The organism is Rhodococcus sp. WB1 (assembly GCF_001700945.1).
Taxonomy (GTDB): domain Bacteria; phylum Actinomycetota; class Actinomycetes; order Mycobacteriales; family Mycobacteriaceae; genus Rhodococcus; species Rhodococcus aetherivorans.
Map to the genome: position 1 here is coordinate 131,606 of NZ_CP015530.1, position 17,465 is coordinate 149,070.

Sequence of the window (17,465 nt, forward strand, 5' to 3'; positions counted from 1 at the left end):
TTCGAGACGCCGTGAACTGCGCGTTCATTTCGGGTCTCACGGTATGGCCACCGCGATCTGTCTCAACCTAATGGCATTTCTTCAGCGGACACTTTGCTCCCTGCCCCGTTTGAGGCCCCGAAAGCAAAATCATCACCGGACGGGGCTATCGGGTTTGTGCTGGTCAGCGAGTTCCGATCAAGGACCGGTTTCCGGGACGTGCCGGTGCGGGTTCCACAATCGGCATCATCGCCCAACCTTGCGAACAGTGAAGTCCTGGCCGCCGCCATGGCATCCCGGATTCTTCATCACCTGCGTATCGATGGCCAGCTAAGAAGAGCATCGGTGCACCACGCCTTGAGGGCGTTGACAATGCCTGCACCGTCGGCGGAGCGTTGAGCAGAGAACTCGTGACCCGATCTGTCACTGCCGGTGAGTAGGTGAGAAGCGTGGACGCAACCAATCCTCCACCGCTGGTCGTCGTGCCGCCGGGGACCAGCCAGACTGGTGACCTGGGCCCAATTGGGGTCGAATTCAAGCTCTGGGGCCGCGACACCGGTGGGGCGTTGTCGGTCGTCGAGCACCCGTTTCCGGTCGGTGCGCTGGTGCCGCCGCATCTGCATACGCGGGAGGACGAATTCATCGGCATAGACGCAGCGGTGGCTCGACAACGTCGCAGAATGCCCGTCTTGCAGCCACTCCGTACGCCGATCGGCCAAGCGGATCGGATAGAGCCCCGTGGAGTGGTGTAAATCGTTGAGCGCGTGGCGCTGTGATTCCGGTGATCATACCGTAAGGGCGGTGGATTCCTCCTTCTTCGCGGGGATGTCGGCGTGCCCGGCTGAGGATTCCGGCTCGGGTGCGCGCAGTTGTGCCATCGATTCCTCGGATAGGTAGCGGCGGTCACCGACCTGCCATTCCTCGTGGGTTTCGATGAGCACACAGGTCGCCAACCGGAGCAGCGCCGCGGGGTTGGGGAAGATCCCCACCACGTCGGTGCGGCGCTTGACCTCCCGATTGAGGCGTTCGAGGGGGTTGGTCGACCACACCTTGCACCAGTGCGGTTTGGGGAAGTCCGCGAACGCGGTGATCTGCTCCTTGCAGTCGGTCAACATCGTTGCCACCGCGGGAAACTGGGGTTCGAGCATGACCGCGACGGTGTCCACCTGTTGCCGCACATCTTTCCCGGTGGGTTGGCTGAAGATGGTGCAGATGGCGGCGGCGACCATCTCCGCCTGCCCCTTGGGGACACGGGCGAGAACGTTGCGCAGGAAGTGCACCCGACACCTCTGCCACGCCACCCCGAGCAACACGGTGTCGATCGCGGCCCGTAGACCGCTGTGGTGGTCGGAGATGACCAGCTGAACCCCATGCAGGCCGCGTGCACGCAGACTCCGCAGGAACTCGGCCCAGAACGCCTCGGTCTCGCTGTCCCCGACCGCGCAGCCCAGGACCTCGCGTCGCCCGTCGGCGGCCACTCCGGTGGCGATCACCACCGCCTGTGAGACCACCGCAGCTCCTCGCCCGCCGCGCCTGACACCGGCACGGGCCTTGCAGTAGGTGGCGTCGAGGAACACGTACGGAAACTCCTGTCCACCCAGCTCACGGGTGTTGAAGGCGGGCACCTCCTCGTCCAGGTCGGCGCAGATCCGCGAGACCTCGGACTTGGAGATTCCGGTGTCCGATCCGAGAGCGGTGACGAGGTCGTCGACCTTGCGGGTCGACACCCCGTGCACGTAGGCCTCCATGATCACCGCGTGCAGTGCACGGTCGACGCGCCGGCGGGGCTCGAGCAGCGACGGGAAGAACGATCCGGACCGCAGCTTGGCGATCTTGACGTCCAGGTCGCCGCTGATGGTGGTGACCGTCTTCGTTCGGGTGCCGTTGCGGCTGGTGGTGCGCTCGTCGGTGCGTTGGTAGCGGTCGGCGCCGATGTGGGCGGTGGTCTCGGCCTCGATCAGTGCCTGCAGGATCGTGGTCAGCAATGTCCGCATCACGTCGCCGCCGTCGCCGGTGCGCAGTGACTCGGTCAGGGCGAGTAGGGCAGACTGGTCCAGGGCCATCGCGTGGCTCCTCTCGTGGAAACTTTGGTCGGTTTCTCACAGAGCCTCACGCGGTGGCCCGTCCTCATGAGGGACCGACACGCCGGTCACCCTCGGGCCTTCCGGATTTACACCACCCGAGGGGACTCAAACAGCGGATCGTTGAGCGGGTCTTATTTCGAAGCGCCCGACCCGATGTCGGCATCGATCTCAATCGTTACGTACCGGCGGGCGGGGCGCACCCATCGTTTGCCGGGTCAGCCCTTCTAGGACGCTGTGCGCATAGATTCGGTCCGGCAACGGACGGCGAGTGTCGAGAGTTTTTTGTTGGTGGTTGTGTCCTGCGGCTTCGAGTCTGTTGTGGTACTCATTCATCCCGATTCCGAATGCCGCGTGGATCCTCGCGGCGGGCGGCCCGCCGATCGGATACCAGAGGATCGAAATATCAAGGATGTCGTCGTCGGTGAGCTGCCAGGTCATCGGGCCGTCCTTTCACACTGCGGTAATAGCCACGTGTCGTCTCATGCGGCGATTCGGGAGTAGGTCCCTGCGTGCGTTTTTCGCGACCAATCAGGAACACTTCCACTGGGCCGCCCGTGGTGGCCCGACATCGTCGGGTCCCGGGCAGATGTCCACACCGCAGCGCCAGCTGCCTGCAGCTTGCGCGCTAATCCGACTGCAGTAGCTTCTCAGCGGTGTGTGCGGCGTCGAACGCCGCCTTGACGAGTTGCTCTTTCGACCGCGCGAATCGGCTTGAGGGACTTGAGACCGTGTAGGCGGCAAAGATGCGGTCCTCGAGGAGGATTGGGACGGCGACGCAGGAGACATCGTCGGAAAATTCTTCCAGATCGGTGGAGTAGCCACGCTCTCTGATCAGGTCGAAGTCGTGCTGGAGCTCGGGAAGTGCGGTAATGGTGCGCGGCGTGAGCGCTTCGCGAGGATGTTCTTGGAGGTATCGATCTCGGAGGCCGGGGCGAGCGTAGGCGAGGAGCAGCTTGCCCGATGCGCGCGCGTGGGCGTGACCGTAGGAGCCGCGCTGGAGTTCCATGACGCGGACGGCATGGCTTCCTTCCGCGGTGGCCACGACCTCGATCTCGCCGTTTCGCCACGCGCTGAGATAGGCACTTTCGCCGGTGGCCATCGCGAGTTCCTTGAGCGGTTCTTCCAGGATGTCGACGGGCTCACCCTGTTCCAGATATGCATCGGACAGCAACCCGATGGTAGGTCCGAGTCGATAACCCAGACTGCGGTTCTTGACGAGCACCCCTTCGGTCACGAGCGTGTTCAGCAGGTGGTACGTCGTGGGCAGCGGTGTGGACATGTTCTCCGCCAGCGTCTTCGCTGTGACCGGCTCGGAAGCCGACGCGATGAACCTGAGGGCGCTGAACGCCTTCCGGACGGACGCGATCAGCGGGCTTCGTTTCTCCACCATCTCCATTTTTTATCTCAATAAGAGAAGATTTTCAAGTTGGCGATAGAATCTACCGAAGGTGAGCGTGGCCCGCGATCCCGCCCCTCGGTCCATCCTGACGTCATAGATCACGTATTTGTCGCATAGCGATAATTGACATCTTATTGCGATAAGAGTTCAATGGCGCACGGTCGTCGCTCGATGTGCCCCAGCGCACACAGGCGGTGTCGGAGGGTTCAGGTCACCGGTCGACGACCTCGACATCCTCCGAAGCGAGCCGGATCAATGAGCCAGAAGGGAGCGGCCGAACATGCCGCATGCCACGTCCATATTCCACACGGGACTGTCAGTCCAAGATCTCGACGCGTCGCTCGTGTTCAAGGTCGAAGGGCTCGGTCCCGAACTTCGCCATCGTCGGACTCGAGGCAACGAGCACGTCTGCGCCTCGGTCGGATCCGACAACGCGCGGGTCCGCATCGACCAGTTGCCTTTCCCTGACCAGCGTCAACCCTCGTCGAGCGGGCACGAGCACGTCATCGACACACTGCAGGAGGTCTCGAGATGAGTGCGGATGCATTGGTAAGTCCCCAGGAGCGCGCGGCGCTGTTGGCCAAGGTGACTCGGCGACTCATGCCGCTGCTGGTCGGCATGTACATCCTGTCGTTCCTCAATCGCAGCAACATCGGCATCGCCAAGCCTGACCTCGAGGCGGATCTGGGAATCGGGGCAGCCGCCTACGGTCTCGGCGCGGGACTGTTCTTTCTGGCATACGCACTGTGCGAGGTGCCCAGCAACCTGATCATGCATCGGGTTGGGGCTCGGCGCTGGATGGCTCGGATCATGGTCAGCTGGGGTGCGATCTCGACGGCCACGTTCTGGGTCCAAGGTGAGTGGAGCTTCTATGCACTGCGCTTCCTGCTGGGGATCGCCGAAGCGGGTCTGTTCCCGGGCGTCATGCTGTACCTCACCTATTGGTTCCCGAAGGCCGAACGTGCCCGCGCCATGGGGATCTTCCTACTCGGTGCCGCAGCTGCACTCATCTTCGGTCCGATATTCGGTGGTTTCATCCTTGATCTGGAAGGCGTTCTCGGTCTTCACGGGTGGCAGTGGCTGTTCCTCAGCGAAGGCATCCCCACCATTCTCGTCGGCATCTACGTATTTTTCGTCCTTCCCGACAAGCCTGGCGACGCAACGTGGCTCACGGACAACGAGCGGCGGCAGATCGAAGGCTTGATCGAATTCGACAATGAGGGTGGCGAGCACCGGCACGTCTTCTCGTTGCGCGCGATGATCAAGAATCGACTCGTCGTTCTCGTCGCACTGACCTACTTCACGCACCAGCTCTGCATCTACGCTGTCACGTTCTTCTTCCCCGGAATCATTGCGCAGACCTTTCCTGGTATCTCGAACGTCTCACTCGGTCTTCTTGCCGGGATCCCCTGGGTTGCCGCAGCCATCGGTGCTCTGACCATCCCTCGGCTCGCCAATCGTTTCGGATCATGGACGAAGGTCATGTTGCCGGCCTTCTTCGCCATTCCGCTCGGCCTGGTGGTCGCGGCGGCGACGGGCCCGATCGGAGGCATTCTGGGGATGACGCTCGCCGCGTCGGTGTTCTTCGGTGTTCAACCGTTGTTGTTCTCGCTGCCGTCACTGCGTTTGGCCGGAACTGCGCTCGCAGGCGGGCTCGCGCTCATCAACAGCATCGGGCTGACCGGCGGATTCATCGGTCCGTACGCCATGGGCTTGATCGAAGAAACTACCGGCAGCAGCGATCCCGGGCTCTACCTGCTCGCAGGCTTCGGCGCCCTCGGCTGCATCGGGTCGAGTCTTCTGCACCGCATGCTCACGCGCACCGGTGAGCAGGCTGCTGTCCTGAGGGCGGCTCAGCCGGCCAGTGGGGTGGTCCACGGTGGCACGCGGGCCTCGGTAAGCGAGAGCGCCGAGCGTGTCGGCAATTCCGATGTAGTGGGCTAACGCTGCGCCGACCTTGGCAGCTACCCGCGAGCGGTCGGGAAGATCCGGAAAACCCTGGACGCGGACATGACAATCGAAGTACGGCATGACCGCGACAGCGGCAGGACTGGAGGCACCGACATGAACAGCAGACCCGAGACACTGCACGTGGTCAGCGAAGGGCACGGATTCCTCGAGGCGCCCCGGTGGCATCAGGGGAGGCTCTACGTTTCTGACTTCTTCGCTCACCAGGTATTGAGTTTCGACGGTGGCGGAGTCCGGCGGGTGGTCTGCGAAGTCCCTGGGCAGCCCTCAGGACTTGGATGGACCCCGGACGGGGACCTGCTCGTCGTGTCGATGCTCGACCGGAAACTGCTCCGTCTGAGCGCTGAGGGTTTAGTAGAGGTGGCCGATCTGAGCCCCCATATGCCGTGGCACGCCAACGACATGGCCGTCGACGAGGTGGGGCGTTGCTTCGTGGGCAACTTCGGCTGGGACGAATCGACCATTCCGACCATCTCACCGACAGTGCTCGTCCGGGTGGACCCGGACGGCACCACCGAGGTCGCTGCCGAGGACTTGGTCTTCCCCAACGGGATCGTGATCACCCCTGACCAGAGGACACTGCTGGTCGCCGAGACATTCGCCGCTCGGATCACCGCCTTCGACCTGGGGTCAGACGGTGCTCTGACCGCCCGCCGGACCTGGGCCGACTTCAGCCGAGGAGAGCACTTTGACACCGTGGGACAGGCGCTCGACTCCGGGGTATGCCTTCCGGACGGCATAGCGCTGAACAGGGACGGGACGTTGTGGGTGGCCGATGCCGCCCGGCAAGGTGCGCTACGGGTGGCCGAGGGCGGCGAGGTGATCGAGCGGATTTCCCTGGACGATCAGACAGCCTTTTCCGTTGCCGTCGGAGACAACCCGGACACCCTCTTTCTGTGTGCGGGTCTTCCCTATGGGCAGGGTGATCCCCGCTCCGTCTGGCAGTCGCGCCTGTATGCGGTACCGCTGGCCGACAACTAGCGAACCGTGCCGTGGCGATTGTCGCAGGACGGCTTCGCCGGTCGTTGGACCAACGACCGGCGGGCCGCCGCAAGGTTCTGGCCTTGGGGAGGGTTTCTACCGTGGTCGTTTACCGAGATATCGGTCAAACGCACCAAGATGCGGAAAACCGCCGTCAACGGCGGGTGAAATGACCACGTGTCGAATCCCAAGGTCAACTGCTGGTTCCACCCTTGTTACGGCTGGTCCGAGCGTTGCCGGCCGGGTTAGACGAACACAGTGACGGTGCTCGGCAGCGACGACGCCGACCTCTGGCGCCGACACCGATACGGCATCGTGTGAAACGCCGGAGCACACCCGAACTGAGGGAATCTCGGCGCGAACTTGAAAACTGTCGGACTCGGCACCACTGGCCGTGCGGTGCCCACGGTCAATCTGGAGTTCGTAATGTTCTGCAAGGGTCTCGAGGAGGTGCCGGGTCGGGGCGGCATAGCGGCTCGAGGTGCCCGGGGCTGATGCCGAACACTGCGGCGAGGTGGAGTAGGTGTGGGCCGTGCGTTCGCGTGCCGTGCTCGTCCAGTCGTGCGCGTTCAGGGAGGCAGTAACGGTGCGTCCGGGCGAAGAACGGCTGCTGGCTGCGTACTCGACACCGAAACGGTTCGGAGACTGCGGTTTCCCGGCGGCTTTGGCGAGTGGGAAGAGTGGGACGGCGTCTTCGCTTCGAGCCGCGTCTTGATAGCGACTTGCCGTCCCTGTTCGCGCGTCCCGCTGAGGGCGAGGCGATGCTCGGGCTCGGCGAGGTGGTGGCGATCAGCATGCCGGTCTGGTCGCGGCGTTGCGGCGCTCGTTCCAGGGGTCGGGGCACCAGCGGAGTCGGGTGCATTTCGCGTGAAACCTGTTGGCGCACGTACCCAAGCAGAGCCCGCGGCGGGCACATTCCCGAACGAGGCGGCCGTGATCCGACTCGTCGGTGCGGTCCTGGCCGCACGACGACTGGCAGTCCCGGCAAGCGCCCAACCTCTCCGACGGGTCCAGGGCGCTGCTGGATCCCAGCGGCGATACTGGGAACGCCGCCGCGATCAACCGGGCGAGTAGGCACCGAGGATTCGACCTCCAAGCCCACCACCCCCACGGGGCTTATCTCGTGGCACACCGGTTTACCACCCCGACGGGCGATCCGTCGGGGTGGTGGCTCGGCCTCCGAGACTCACAGGCATGGTGGCTTCCCGCCGAGATTCCAGCGAACGCACGCCGACCTGCGACTTCCAGTGGCGCCCGTGCCTCTCCAGACACCAGGGGCGGTGTTGCCGCCCAATCTACCCGTGGTGTCTGGAGTTCGGCGGGTCTCAGATCAGTTCGGAGGCGAACTCGGCGCCCTCGAGATTCGCCTTGATGGCGGTGAGGAAGCGGGCCGCGTCTGCGCCGTCGATGAGTCGGTGGTCGTAGGTCAGTGCGAGATAGACCATTGACCGGATCTCAACGGACTTGTCCCCGGCCGCATTCTTGACGACCATCGGTCGGTCGACGACGGCGCCTGTACCCAGGATGGCCACTTGCGGCTGGTTGATGATCGGTGTGTCGAAGAGCGCTCCCCGCGAGCCCGTATTGGTCAGGGTGAAGGTTCCACCGGTCAGCTCGTCAGCGGTCAGGGTGTTGGCCCGTGCACGGTGGGCCAGGTCCGCGGTCGCCTGGGCGACGCCCGCCAGATCGAGAGTGCCGGCGTTGCGGATCACCGGCGCGAGGAGACCTCGGTCGGTGTCGGTGGCCATGCTCAGATGAAGGTCGGCGTGGTAGGTCACGGTCTTGGCGTCCTGGTCGAGCGATGCATTGAACGCGGGGAATTTCGTCAGAGCGTCGACCGCGGCACGGACGAAGAAGGGAGTGTAGGAGAGCTTCACCCCGGTACGGTTCACGAAGTTGGTGCCGTATTTGGCACGCAGCGCCCCGATTTCGGTGACGTCGACCTCGATGACGGTGGTGAGCTGCGCTGAGGTGTGCAGTGATTCGACCATCCGGGTGGCGATGACCGACCGCAGCCGGGTGAGCTTCTCGGTGCGATCGGTGCGCTGCGCGGCGCCCGAGGCCGATGTCGCCGTGCCAGGCAGGTCCGAGAGGCGGATCCGGCCGTTGTGCCCGGTGCCGGTGAGGGTGTCGACCTCGAGTGCGTGCTGTTCGGTTTTGAGCTTGATCAGGGGGCTGAGGTAGGTGTTCGGGGACACGGGGGCGGGGAGGCGTGGCTGGGTTTTGTTCTTCTCAGCGAAGGCCAGCACATCGGATTTGCGGATCCGGTCTCCGATTCCGGATCCGACGACCTGGTGGAGATCGACACCGAGCTCGACGGCCATGCGGCGCACCAGGGGGGTGACGTAGGGAGTGGTGTTCTTGTCCGTTGCCTTGACCTGATCGTGGTCGGGCGCAGCAGCTGCGGCCGGGACCGGTACCGCGGTCACGGCGGTGGTCGTGTCCGGTGCGTCGTCGATCATGGCGAGTTCTGTCCCGATCGCGAGGGTATCGCCCTCCTGGGCGATGATCTTCGTCAGGATTCCGGCAGCAGGCGCTGGGATCTCGGTATCGACCTTGTCGGTGGACACTTCGAGGAGGGGTTCCTGCACCTCGATCCGATCGCCTTCGGTTTTGAGCCAGCGGCTGATCGTTCCCTCGGTGACGCTGTCACCGAGGTCGGGCAAGGTCACTGAGACCGGCATGGGTACGTCCTTAGCAGGTAGGCGCCGCCTCGAGGCAGCGCTCGCCCCGGACGATCCGTCCGGATCGCTGGGATGGGGCGCGGTGGGATGAATGGTGATCGACATCAACGGAAACAGCGGCAGCGATGCGAGTAGCCGGTGGAGGTCGGATTCGCTGTCAGCTCTCCACAGTCCCCAGTTGGCCCATCGCCCGGGGACGCGCCACAGCCGGCGCACGGCGCCGGCTGTGGCGAGCTCCGTGGCACGCCGGGCTTCGTGCTCGCGTAGCCGCTGGAGGGTGTTCTGGTCTATCTCGGGGGGAACGGTGAACTCGATCTGGACCAGAAACTCAGTCATGTCTTCGTCCGGGAAGGTCGCGTCCAGGTGGTCAGCGGGGAGCCGGCAGGGCCATGAGCTTGCGGCCGGAATCGACGATGTCGGCGACAGCGGGCAGAACGGCAGCCTGCAGAGCGGGGGCGGACGGCATTCGCAGATCCTTCAGACCCAGACGCTGCACCGGCCCGCGGAGAACGTCGAAGTGCCGTTCGCTGATGTGCGCGGCGATCTCGGCGCCGAAACCGCCGGTCAGGTTGGCTTCGTGCACGACGATCACGCGGCCGCCGGTGGACTTGACGACCTCGGCGATCGCCGCATCGTCGAGAGGGCGCAGCCACCGCAGATCGAGTACCGTGGCGTTGATTCCGGCACTGGCGAGTTCGTCGGCCGCCGCGAGGGCCTGATGCAGCATCGAACCCCAGGTGATGATCGCCAGGTCACGACCGTCTCGGTGGGTGCGCGCACCACCGGCGATTTCGACCTCCCCACCGGTGACGACGGCGCCGCTCTCCTGGTACAGGGAGCGGTGCTCGATCAGCACCGTCGGGTCCTGATCACCGATCGCGGCCCGGGTCATGGAGTAGGCATCTTGTGCGGTGGCGGGCAAGCCGACCTTGATACCGGGAATGTGCGCAAGGATTGCCTCGATGCTCTGTGAGTGCTGCGCGCACGATCCGGGAGTGACACCCTGCTGCATGCGGATGACCACCGGCGCGGTCAACCGCGAGCGGTTGATGTAGCGGACGTTGGCGGCCTGGTTGATGATCTGGTCGAGGGCGACGAAGAGGAAATCCGCCCACATGATCTCGACGACCGGACGCATCCCCTCCATCGCGGCCCCGACCGCGCCGCCGAGGATGGCTGCCTCGGCGATCGGGGTGTCGAAGACACGTCGATCGCCGTATTCCTTGTGCAGACCACGGGTGACGCCGAAGATTCCTCCGGCGAAACCCACGTCCTCGCCCCAGATGGCAACCTCGGGTCGGGTATCCAATTCGGTCTTGAGTGCGACGTTGATCGCACGCAGGTAGGTCAGGTCCTTCACCGGATCGGGGGTGGTCGCGGCCGGATTGTCGTTGTGCCCTGCCGGCGCCACCACATGGTGGTGCACGTCGACCGGGGAAGGCTCGGGCATGGTGCGCACCCGCCGAGCGATCTCGTCGATGAGGGTGTACACCCGTTCATCGATGTCGTCGACTTCGTCCTCGGAAATCGCACCGTCGGCCAGCGCGGTGCGAATCAACCGGGCCAGCGGATCGCCCGCCCGAGCCGCCTCGGCGTCCTCCTTGGGACGGTAGTGCTCGACGTCCTTGTTGTAGTGGCCCGAAAGTCGGAATGTCTTGCATTCGAGAAGGACTGGGCCTTCCCCGCGTCGGCAGACGGCGGCAGCGGCGGCGACGGCTTGCTGAACTGCCAGCGGATCGTTGCCGTCGACGATGTGACTCTCGATGCCCAGGCCGATGCCGCGCTCGATCAGGTTCTCGCCACGCGTGGTCCGTGACGTCGGGGTCATCTCGGCCCACCCGTTGTTCTCGCAGATGAAGATCACCGGCAGCTTGCGGGCGGCGGCGAAGATCATGCCTTCGGTGGTCGCGCCCTGGTTCATCGCCCCGTCCCCGATCGAGGTGACCACGACACGGTCGGTGTCCTGGTACTGGGAGGCGAGGGCGACACCGGCGGCAATGGGTACTCCGGCGCCGACGATGGAGTTTTCTCCCAGGAATCCGCGATCCGGATCGCTGAGTAACGGCGATCCGGCGCGGCCGCCGTTGACCCCGTCGGCGCGCTGCGCAATCTCCGCCATCAGCGCTTCGGGGTCGGTCCCGCAAGCCAGTGCCCATCCGTGCCCCCGGTAGGTGGACAGGACGCGGTCGCGGTCCTCGAGCGCCGCGAGCGCTCCGACCGGGATGGCTTCTTGCCCCAGGCAGAGATGGATCGATCCGGCGATCAGACCCTCTCGCCCGAGGTCGAGGATCTGCTCCTCGAAACGGCGGATGGTTGCCATCTGCTGGTAAGCGTCGGCCACAGATAGGGGTGTGGTGCTCACGGTGAACTCCTACGTCGGACGTGTGAGGGATCTCAGGAAATAGGGATGGGCCCACTTGTCGACGAGTGGTGGGGGCCAGGTCTGCTTGTTATGCAGGACACCTATTCGAGTAGCTGCGATCACGGTAACTGATTCCACAATATGGAGTCAAGTATCGCATTACGATAAAGCGCTCCATTTGGCCGCCGTCGAACATGACATGACGAGAGGCGGGGAGGTCCGATTGTGCAAACCGGCCGTGTCGACCATTCCCCCCGGACGCCCCCAGGGGTGCGCGGCGCGGGCCGCCGACGGGCCGGTGCCGCGGTTCGCCGTCACGGCGTGGTGGTCGAGATGGATTCCTCCGGGAAAGGCGGAAGGTGCCGACCATGGCGGCGCCTACTGTGCTCGCACCCGGCAGTTCGGTCGTGCGGAGCGATTTCCTGCCCGCCAGAGGCGATGGCGGTATTTCTACCCGCGCGAGGCGGCCGTTCTCTCGAGCTGGTCGAGGTGATGCCCGGCCGGGCAGGAAATCGGCGAAGGGAATGAACGGCGGCTGGTCCAGTTCCGGCTAAGCAAATTGTCGGTGCTGCGAACGGGGGGCTCGTGCGTCGGGCGAGGCGGCCGCGGTGGTGAGCCTGTAGTGCAGATCGGCCGCCGCCGGTGGCGGCGGCGTTCTCTGCAACGAAGTGCCGAACCGTCCACCAGGCGCGGCGATCTACCTGCGGTACCTGGATGCGCTCGCTACCCGATCGATCGCACCGCCAATCAGGATTCGAGGTCGGGGCGCAGGTAGTCGCCCTGGATGCGGTACCCGCCGTCGACGGGGATTTCGGTTCCGGTGACGTAGTCGAATGCCGGAGTGGTCAGCGCGCCGATCACGCCGGCAATATCTTCGGGTCTGCCCCACCTGGCGAGCGGCACCCGCGCGAGCAGTGCCTCCTCGTCGAGATCCCCGGCTGCCACTCGGTCTGCGATGGGCTGGGTCAGGATGTAGCCGGGGCTGATGCAGTTGACGGTGATGTTCCATCGCCCCGTTTCGACCGCCAACGAGCGAGTCAGTCCGAGCACTGCGGTCTTGGCCGTCGAGTAGCCGATACGGCGGGTGAAACCGAGGGCACCGACCACACTCGAGACCATCACGATGCGTCCGTACTTCTGCCGCTTCATATACGGGATGACGCTCTTGGAGTAGAGGAATGCACCCTTGACGTGGGTCGCCATCATCAGATCGAAATCCTCTTCGGATACCTCCTCCGCCGGTACGTAGTTGGAGGTGATGATGCCGGCGTTGTTCACCAGGACGTCGACTCGTCCGAGCTCGTCGTGGATGCGCCCGACCGACGCCTCCACGGCGACGAGGTCGGTCACGTCAGCAGCGTATCCCCGCACCCGCGCTCCGGTGTCCGAGGAAAGCTCCTGCGCGGTGGCTTCGACCCGGTCGTGCTGGATATCGGTCAACGCAACCGAGAATCCGGCCGCAGCGAGAGCCTGTCCCACCGCCTTGCCGATTCCCTGTGCTCCGCCGGTCACCACCGCGACGCGTGGTTCGTTCATGGTCGTCTCCTCTGCGAATTCGCTGTGTTCGGGTGATGGTCGAATCCGGCCTCGCCGCGTCGGTGATCGGCATATATCGGGAGGCGCCGACGCCACCACAGCCGAAAGTTATCATAATGCGATAGATGAATCCACATGTTGACAAAGCGGTGTGGGCTGGGTCATAGTGACGTAAGCCCGCATCCTCGTCGAATTGGCGCTCTACCAGATCCTCGTCCCCCCGCGTCGGATCCCAGCGCACATCGACCTTCGCGACCTCCAGACGTCGCTTCGAAGGAGACCATCACCATGAAACTCGGCATCCTGACCGCGTTGTTCGATTCCCAGCCTCTCGAAGAGGTTGCCGACTACGTATCGACTCTCGGCTACGAAGCCGTGGAGTTGACCACCTGGCAAGGGTCCGGCCACTTCGATCTCGAATTGGCCGGCAAGGATCCGCAGTATCGCCGCAATCTGAAGAAGATGCTCGAGTCCCGCGGACTGACGATCTCGGCACTGTCCGACCACCTCTCGTCCCAGCAAGTGTTGCCGCCGAACGATTCCAGTTTCGACGACTGGTCGCCGACCACCGACAAGCAGGAGATGTACGAGTACGGCCGCGACCATCTCCTCCGGACCGCTCGCGCCGCATCCGATCTGGAGATTCCTGTAGTCAACGGTTTCTTCGGCTCGACGGTGTGGGGATCCTGGTACACCTGGCCGCCGAAGCACCTCGAGATCTACAACGCCGGCTGGGATCTGTTCGTCGAGCGATGGAACCCGATCCTCGACGAGTTCGCCAAGCTCGGAGTCAAGTTCGCCCACGAGACGCACCCCACCGAGATCGCCTACAACATCACCACCGCCCAGACCGCCGTCGAGAAACTCGACCGCGACGACTGGGGATTCAACTTTGACCCCAGCCACTTCATCTGGCAGCAGATCGACCCGGTGGTATTCATCAAAACCTTCGGCGACCGCATCCTGCACGTCCACGCCAAGGACTTCGAGGTCCAGGAGGACGAGATCCGCCGCGACGGTGTGCTCTCGACCGGATCGTGGCGCAATCCGCGACGCGCCGCCCGATACCGCGTCGTCGGATGGGGCCAGGTTCCGTGGAAGCGGGTGATCACCGCCCTCCTCGAGTACGGCTACGACTACGTCCTCTCCTACGAGCACGAAGACCCGGTGATGAGTGAACGCGACGGGGCGGAAAAGGCCATCGACTACCTGCGTCCCCTGATCGTCAAGGAACCGATGAGCCCCGAAGCCAAGCACTTCTGGCTCGTCTGAGCTCCGCCCGACCAGTTCGACCGAATCCCATCCTCGATCCGGAGTTTCCCCGACATGAGTTCCTCATCCTTCTTCACCCAGGGCGACGCCCGCGCCGACGTCGACGAAGTCCCGTCCATCGGCATCGGCATGCTCGGTTACGCGTTCATGGGACGCGCCCACACCAACGCGTTCCACAAGATCGGCTACACCTTCTGGCCCCCTGCCCTGCGCCCGCGACTGGTGCACATCGCCGGCCGGAACGCGGACGCGGTCGCCGAGGCAGCACGACGCTACGGATACGACAAGAGCACCACCGACTGGCGGGAGGTCGTCAACGACCCCGACGTCCAGGTGTTCGACAACGGGGGCCCCAACGACCAGCACCTGGAACCGACCGTCGCGGCGGCACGGGCCGGTAAGCATGTGATCTGCGAAAAGCCTCTCGGCCGCACCGCCGACGAAGCATTCGAGCTGTGGTCCGCGGTCGCCGAGACCGGGGTCAAGGCCATGACCGCGTTCAACTACCGGTTCTTCCCGGCCATCCGGCTCGTCAAGGAGATGCTCGACGACGGAACGCTCGGCGAGGTGCGGCACTTCCGTGCCCGCTACCACCAGGAATGGCTGGTCGACCCCGAGACACCGGCGTCCTGGCGACTGACCAAAGAGGCCGCCGGCTCCGGTGCACTCGGCGACCTCGGAGCACACATCATCGACCTGGCCCGCTACCTGGTCGGTGAGCCGGAGTCGGTATCGGCCAACACGGCTACTTTCGTCGAGGACCGTCCAGGCGGTCACGTCGACGTCGATGACGCCTTCGACGCCGTCGTCCGCTTCGAAAGCGGCGCCCTCGGCACCTTGGAAGCCACCAGGGTTGCGCCCGGCCGCAAGAACCACATGCGATTCGAAATCAGCACGACCAAGGGCGCGGTGATCTTCGATCAGGAGCGCATGAACGAACTGCAAGTGCACCTCATCGGCACCACCCCGGGCGATCACGCACAGGGGTTCCGCACCGTCCTGGTCTCGGAGATCTACCACCCGTACTGGGAGAACTGGTGGCCGCACGGGCACATGATCGGCTGGGAGGACAGCTTCGTCCACGAACTCGAACACCTGCTGTCGGCCATCCGCCACGACAAACCGATCGGTCCCCACGGTGCCACACTCGAGGACGGATACCGCTGCGCCGAGATCTGCGATGCGATTCTGCGGGCCGCCGATACCGGTGAGCGGCAGAAGATCTCCTACCGAGGACTGTCGGCATGAGCGAACAACTGAGGGCGGTGGTCACCGGCGCCTCCGGCGGCATCGGCCGCGCATTGGCCCTGCACCTCGCCGCACGGGGCGCCCAGATCGCCGGGACCTTCCGCGGCGAGGAGTCCAAGCGTGAGGAATTCGCGCAGGAACTGCGTGCCGCCGGAGGAGACCCATACCTTCAGTCGGTCGACGTCCGTGAACGAGCCGACATCGTCCGGTTCGGTGACGAGGTCGCCGAGAAATTCGGCGGCATCGACTTCTGGGTGAACAACGCGGCCCGCCTGCTGGTCAAGCCCTTCGCCGAGACCACTGCCGAGGACTGGACGGACCTGTTCACCACGAACTTCTTCGGATACGTGTGGGGATGTCAGGTCGCCGCCCGGCACATGAGCGCACAAAAGTCGGGCAGCATCGTCAACGTCAGTTCCGTGGTCTTCGAACAACCACCGAGAGATCTCAGCGCCTACGTCAGCGCCAAGGGCGCCATCACCGGACTGACCCGGGCATTGGCCGTGGAGTTGGGGCCGGCAGGCATCACCGTCAATGCCGTCTCTCCCGGCGCCACCGAGACACCGCTCAACGACGCGGCCTGGACCGACGAGGTGCGCCGACGGTACCGAGAGCGGATCCCTGCCGGGCGCATCGGTACCTCCGAAGAGGTGGCGGCGGCCATCGCACTCCTCGCCGAACCGGGCGCCCGATATGTCACCGGCCAGATTATCCGCGCCGACGGTGGTTTGGTCCTAGATGGAAGTGTTGGTCATGAGCGTTCCCACTGATCGTCCCGCCGTGGTCGAGGCGCAGGCCTGGTTGTGCCCGCTGCCGATGCCGCAAACCCTCGTTCTCGGGGCTATCTCCTACACCACCCGCGACTACGTGGTGCTCCGCCTGACCAGTGACGACGGCTTCACCGGCTACGCGGTCGGATACACCCGGGGCACCCCGCTGCTCGAAGCCCTCCAGACCATCTGCCGGCACCTGACCGGCCTCCCCGGTCATCCCACCGTGGTGAGTCGGGCGCTCCACAAACAACTGGCCCCGGGATGGGGCTCCTTCGCACGAGCCGCATCCCTGGTCGATATCGCGTTGTGGGACATCGAGGCCCAACGACTGGGCACACCCCTGGCCACCGTGCTCGGCGGCAACAGCACCGACGTGCCCTTGATGGCCGTAGCCGGATACTTCTCCGACACCCGGTCGGTCGACGAAGTCGTCGACGAGACACGACGATTCGTCGACGACGGCTACACCACCTTGAAGCTGATCCTGCACGGTCACGACCGCGCCGTCGACCTCGACCTGTACGACCGTGTCCGGGCCGCTCACCCCGAGACGATCGCGGTGGCCGTCGACTTCCACGGCGCCTTCGACTCCCCCCTCCAGGCGGTCGAGCACTGCGCGGGCCTGCGCGAGCGTGACGTCCGCTTCGTCGAGGATCCCTTTCCGAGCGCGCAATGGCGCCAAGTCGCAGAATTCGCCCAACGGTCGGGGCTTCCCGTTGCCTCCGGTGAAGATCTGCCCGGACCCAGCGGATACGAAGACCTGCTTGCCGGTGGGGTCAGCTACCTGCGCGTCGACGTCACCGCCAGCGGCGGATACACCGCCGGCATCGCCGCGGTCACGGCCGCTGAGCATTGGTCGGCCCACATCGCCCCACACGTGTGGCCGCATTTCCACGCACCACTCGCCGCGGCATCGACCTCCGTCGCCGTGGTCGAGGTCATACCCGACTACGTCGGCGCCGAACCGCTGTGGGCTCTGCTCACCGAGAAGGCACCGATCGTCGACGGGCACTGGAAGACCCCGACCGAACCCGGGCTCGCCCTGCCCCTCGATCTGGATGCGGTGTCCCACTACGCGTCCGCGCAATGGCACACGGAGATCGCGTGAACACCCACGACGAATCCACCAGGTCCGACAGGTCGGCGTCCCACACCACTCGACCCGACCCGAGGAGGTGA

Annotated in this window: 13 protein-coding genes and 1 pseudogene; 8 read left to right on the forward strand and 6 right to left on the reverse strand. The window is 64.8% G+C overall.

Features of this window, described 5'->3' with window-relative positions; all coding sequences use genetic code 11:
- Positions 1-428 precede the first annotated feature (428 nt).
- A complete protein-coding gene (locus A4U64_RS29290; RefSeq protein ID WP_442971936.1) occupies positions 429-731 on the forward strand; it encodes a hypothetical protein in 303 nt (100 codons plus the stop codon).
- 33 nt (positions 732-764) lie between these two features.
- Here the strand turns inward: A4U64_RS29290 and A4U64_RS27100 are convergent, their stop codons facing one another.
- The 3 genes from A4U64_RS27100 to A4U64_RS27105 form a co-directional block, all read right to left on the reverse strand.
- Positions 765-2,042: an IS256 family transposase gene (locus A4U64_RS27100; RefSeq protein WP_065923672.1), complete on the reverse strand. Its 1,278-nt coding sequence runs from the start codon at positions 2,040-2,042 to the stop codon at positions 765-767.
- Between the two features lie 189 nt (positions 2,043-2,231).
- Complete coding sequence (locus A4U64_RS28395; RefSeq protein ID WP_157127635.1) at positions 2,232-2,501, reverse strand: hypothetical protein; 270 nt, start codon at positions 2,499-2,501, stop codon at positions 2,232-2,234.
- A 187-nt stretch (positions 2,502-2,688) separates the two neighbouring features.
- Positions 2,689-3,459 (reverse strand): IclR family transcriptional regulator, encoded by a 771-nt coding sequence (locus A4U64_RS27105; RefSeq protein ID WP_084648747.1) that lies wholly within the window; start codon positions 3,457-3,459, stop codon positions 2,689-2,691.
- 534 nt (positions 3,460-3,993) lie between these two features.
- Here A4U64_RS27105 and A4U64_RS27110 point away from each other — a divergent pair.
- The 3 genes and pseudogenes from A4U64_RS27110 to A4U64_RS29295 form a co-directional block, all read left to right on the forward strand.
- On the forward strand, positions 3,994-5,406 hold the full coding sequence (locus A4U64_RS27110; RefSeq protein WP_084648748.1) for an MFS transporter: 1,413 nt from the start codon (positions 3,994-3,996) through the stop codon (positions 5,404-5,406).
- 120 nt (positions 5,407-5,526) lie between these two features.
- Positions 5,527-6,411 (forward strand): SMP-30/gluconolactonase/LRE family protein, encoded by an 885-nt coding sequence (locus A4U64_RS27115; RefSeq protein ID WP_065923675.1) that lies wholly within the window; start codon positions 5,527-5,529, stop codon positions 6,409-6,411.
- A 754-nt stretch (positions 6,412-7,165) separates the two neighbouring features.
- Positions 7,166-7,783 (forward strand): annotated as a pseudogene (locus A4U64_RS29295) (transposase); the annotation flags it as partial.
- On the opposite strand, the gene A4U64_RS27120 reads toward A4U64_RS29295, so the two are convergent.
- The 3 genes from A4U64_RS27120 to A4U64_RS27130 form a co-directional block, all read right to left on the reverse strand.
- Positions 7,737-9,431, reverse strand: a complete 1,695-nt coding sequence (locus tag A4U64_RS27120; RefSeq protein ID WP_084648750.1) for a muconolactone Delta-isomerase family protein — start codon at positions 9,429-9,431, stop codon at positions 7,737-7,739. The pseudogene A4U64_RS29295 and the gene A4U64_RS27120 overlap by 47 nt on opposite strands.
- Positions 9,432-9,462: 31 nt before the next feature.
- Positions 9,463-11,457 (reverse strand): alpha-ketoacid dehydrogenase subunit alpha/beta, encoded by a 1,995-nt coding sequence (locus A4U64_RS27125; RefSeq protein WP_335740041.1) that lies wholly within the window; start codon positions 11,455-11,457, stop codon positions 9,463-9,465.
- Between the two features lie 747 nt (positions 11,458-12,204).
- Complete coding sequence (locus A4U64_RS27130) at positions 12,205-12,993, reverse strand: SDR family NAD(P)-dependent oxidoreductase (protein ID WP_065923677.1); 789 nt, start codon at positions 12,991-12,993, stop codon at positions 12,205-12,207.
- 288 nt (positions 12,994-13,281) lie between these two features.
- Between A4U64_RS27130 and A4U64_RS27135 the strand changes: the two genes are divergently transcribed.
- The 4 genes from A4U64_RS27135 to A4U64_RS27150 are packed head-to-tail and all read left to right on the forward strand — an operon-like array spanning position 13,282 to position 17,394.
- A complete protein-coding gene (locus tag A4U64_RS27135) occupies positions 13,282-14,265 on the forward strand; it encodes a sugar phosphate isomerase/epimerase family protein (RefSeq protein WP_065923678.1) in 984 nt (327 codons plus the stop codon).
- Between the two features lie 54 nt (positions 14,266-14,319).
- A complete protein-coding gene (locus tag A4U64_RS27140; RefSeq protein ID WP_065923679.1) occupies positions 14,320-15,513 on the forward strand; it encodes a Gfo/Idh/MocA family protein in 1,194 nt (397 codons plus the stop codon).
- Positions 15,510-16,283 carry an SDR family NAD(P)-dependent oxidoreductase gene (locus tag A4U64_RS27145; protein WP_065923680.1) on the forward strand — a complete coding sequence of 258 codons (774 nt, stop codon included), beginning with the start codon at positions 15,510-15,512 and terminating at the stop codon, positions 16,281-16,283. Before A4U64_RS27140 ends, A4U64_RS27145 begins: the two co-directional genes overlap by 4 nt.
- On the forward strand, positions 16,267-17,394 hold the full coding sequence (locus tag A4U64_RS27150; protein ID WP_065923681.1) for a mandelate racemase/muconate lactonizing enzyme family protein: 1,128 nt from the start codon (positions 16,267-16,269) through the stop codon (positions 17,392-17,394). The genes A4U64_RS27145 and A4U64_RS27150 overlap by 17 nt, the downstream gene beginning before the upstream one ends.
- Positions 17,395-17,465 lie beyond the last annotated feature (71 nt).

Bases quoted from the DNA above. Each gene is read 5' to 3' on its own strand.
- A4U64_RS27100 (WP_065923672.1), bottom strand. From the start codon at position 2,042: ATGGCCCTGGACCAGTCTGCCCTACTCGCCCTGACCGAGTCACTGCGC.
- A4U64_RS28395 (WP_157127635.1), bottom strand. From the start codon at position 2,501: ATGACCTGGCAGCTCACCGACGACGACATCCTTGATATTTCGATCCTC.
- A4U64_RS27105 (WP_084648747.1), bottom strand. From the start codon at position 3,459: ATGGAGATGGTGGAGAAACGAAGCCCGCTGATCGCGTCCGTCCGGAAG.
- A4U64_RS27110 (WP_084648748.1), top strand. From the start codon at position 3,994: ATGAGTGCGGATGCATTGGTAAGTCCCCAGGAGCGCGCGGCGCTGTTG.
- A4U64_RS27115 (WP_065923675.1), top strand. From the start codon at position 5,527: ATGAACAGCAGACCCGAGACACTGCACGTGGTCAGCGAAGGGCACGGA.
- A4U64_RS27120 (WP_084648750.1), bottom strand. From the start codon at position 9,431: ATGACTGAGTTTCTGGTCCAGATCGAGTTCACCGTTCCCCCCGAGATA.
- A4U64_RS27130 (WP_065923677.1), bottom strand. From the start codon at position 12,993: ATGAACGAACCACGCGTCGCGGTGGTGACCGGCGGAGCACAGGGAATC.
- A4U64_RS27135 (WP_065923678.1), top strand. From the start codon at position 13,282: ATGAAACTCGGCATCCTGACCGCGTTGTTCGATTCCCAGCCTCTCGAA.
- A4U64_RS27140 (WP_065923679.1), top strand. From the start codon at position 14,320: ATGAGTTCCTCATCCTTCTTCACCCAGGGCGACGCCCGCGCCGACGTC.
- A4U64_RS27145 (WP_065923680.1), top strand. From the start codon at position 15,510: ATGAGCGAACAACTGAGGGCGGTGGTCACCGGCGCCTCCGGCGGCATC.
- A4U64_RS27150 (WP_065923681.1), top strand. From the start codon at position 16,267: ATGAGCGTTCCCACTGATCGTCCCGCCGTGGTCGAGGCGCAGGCCTGG.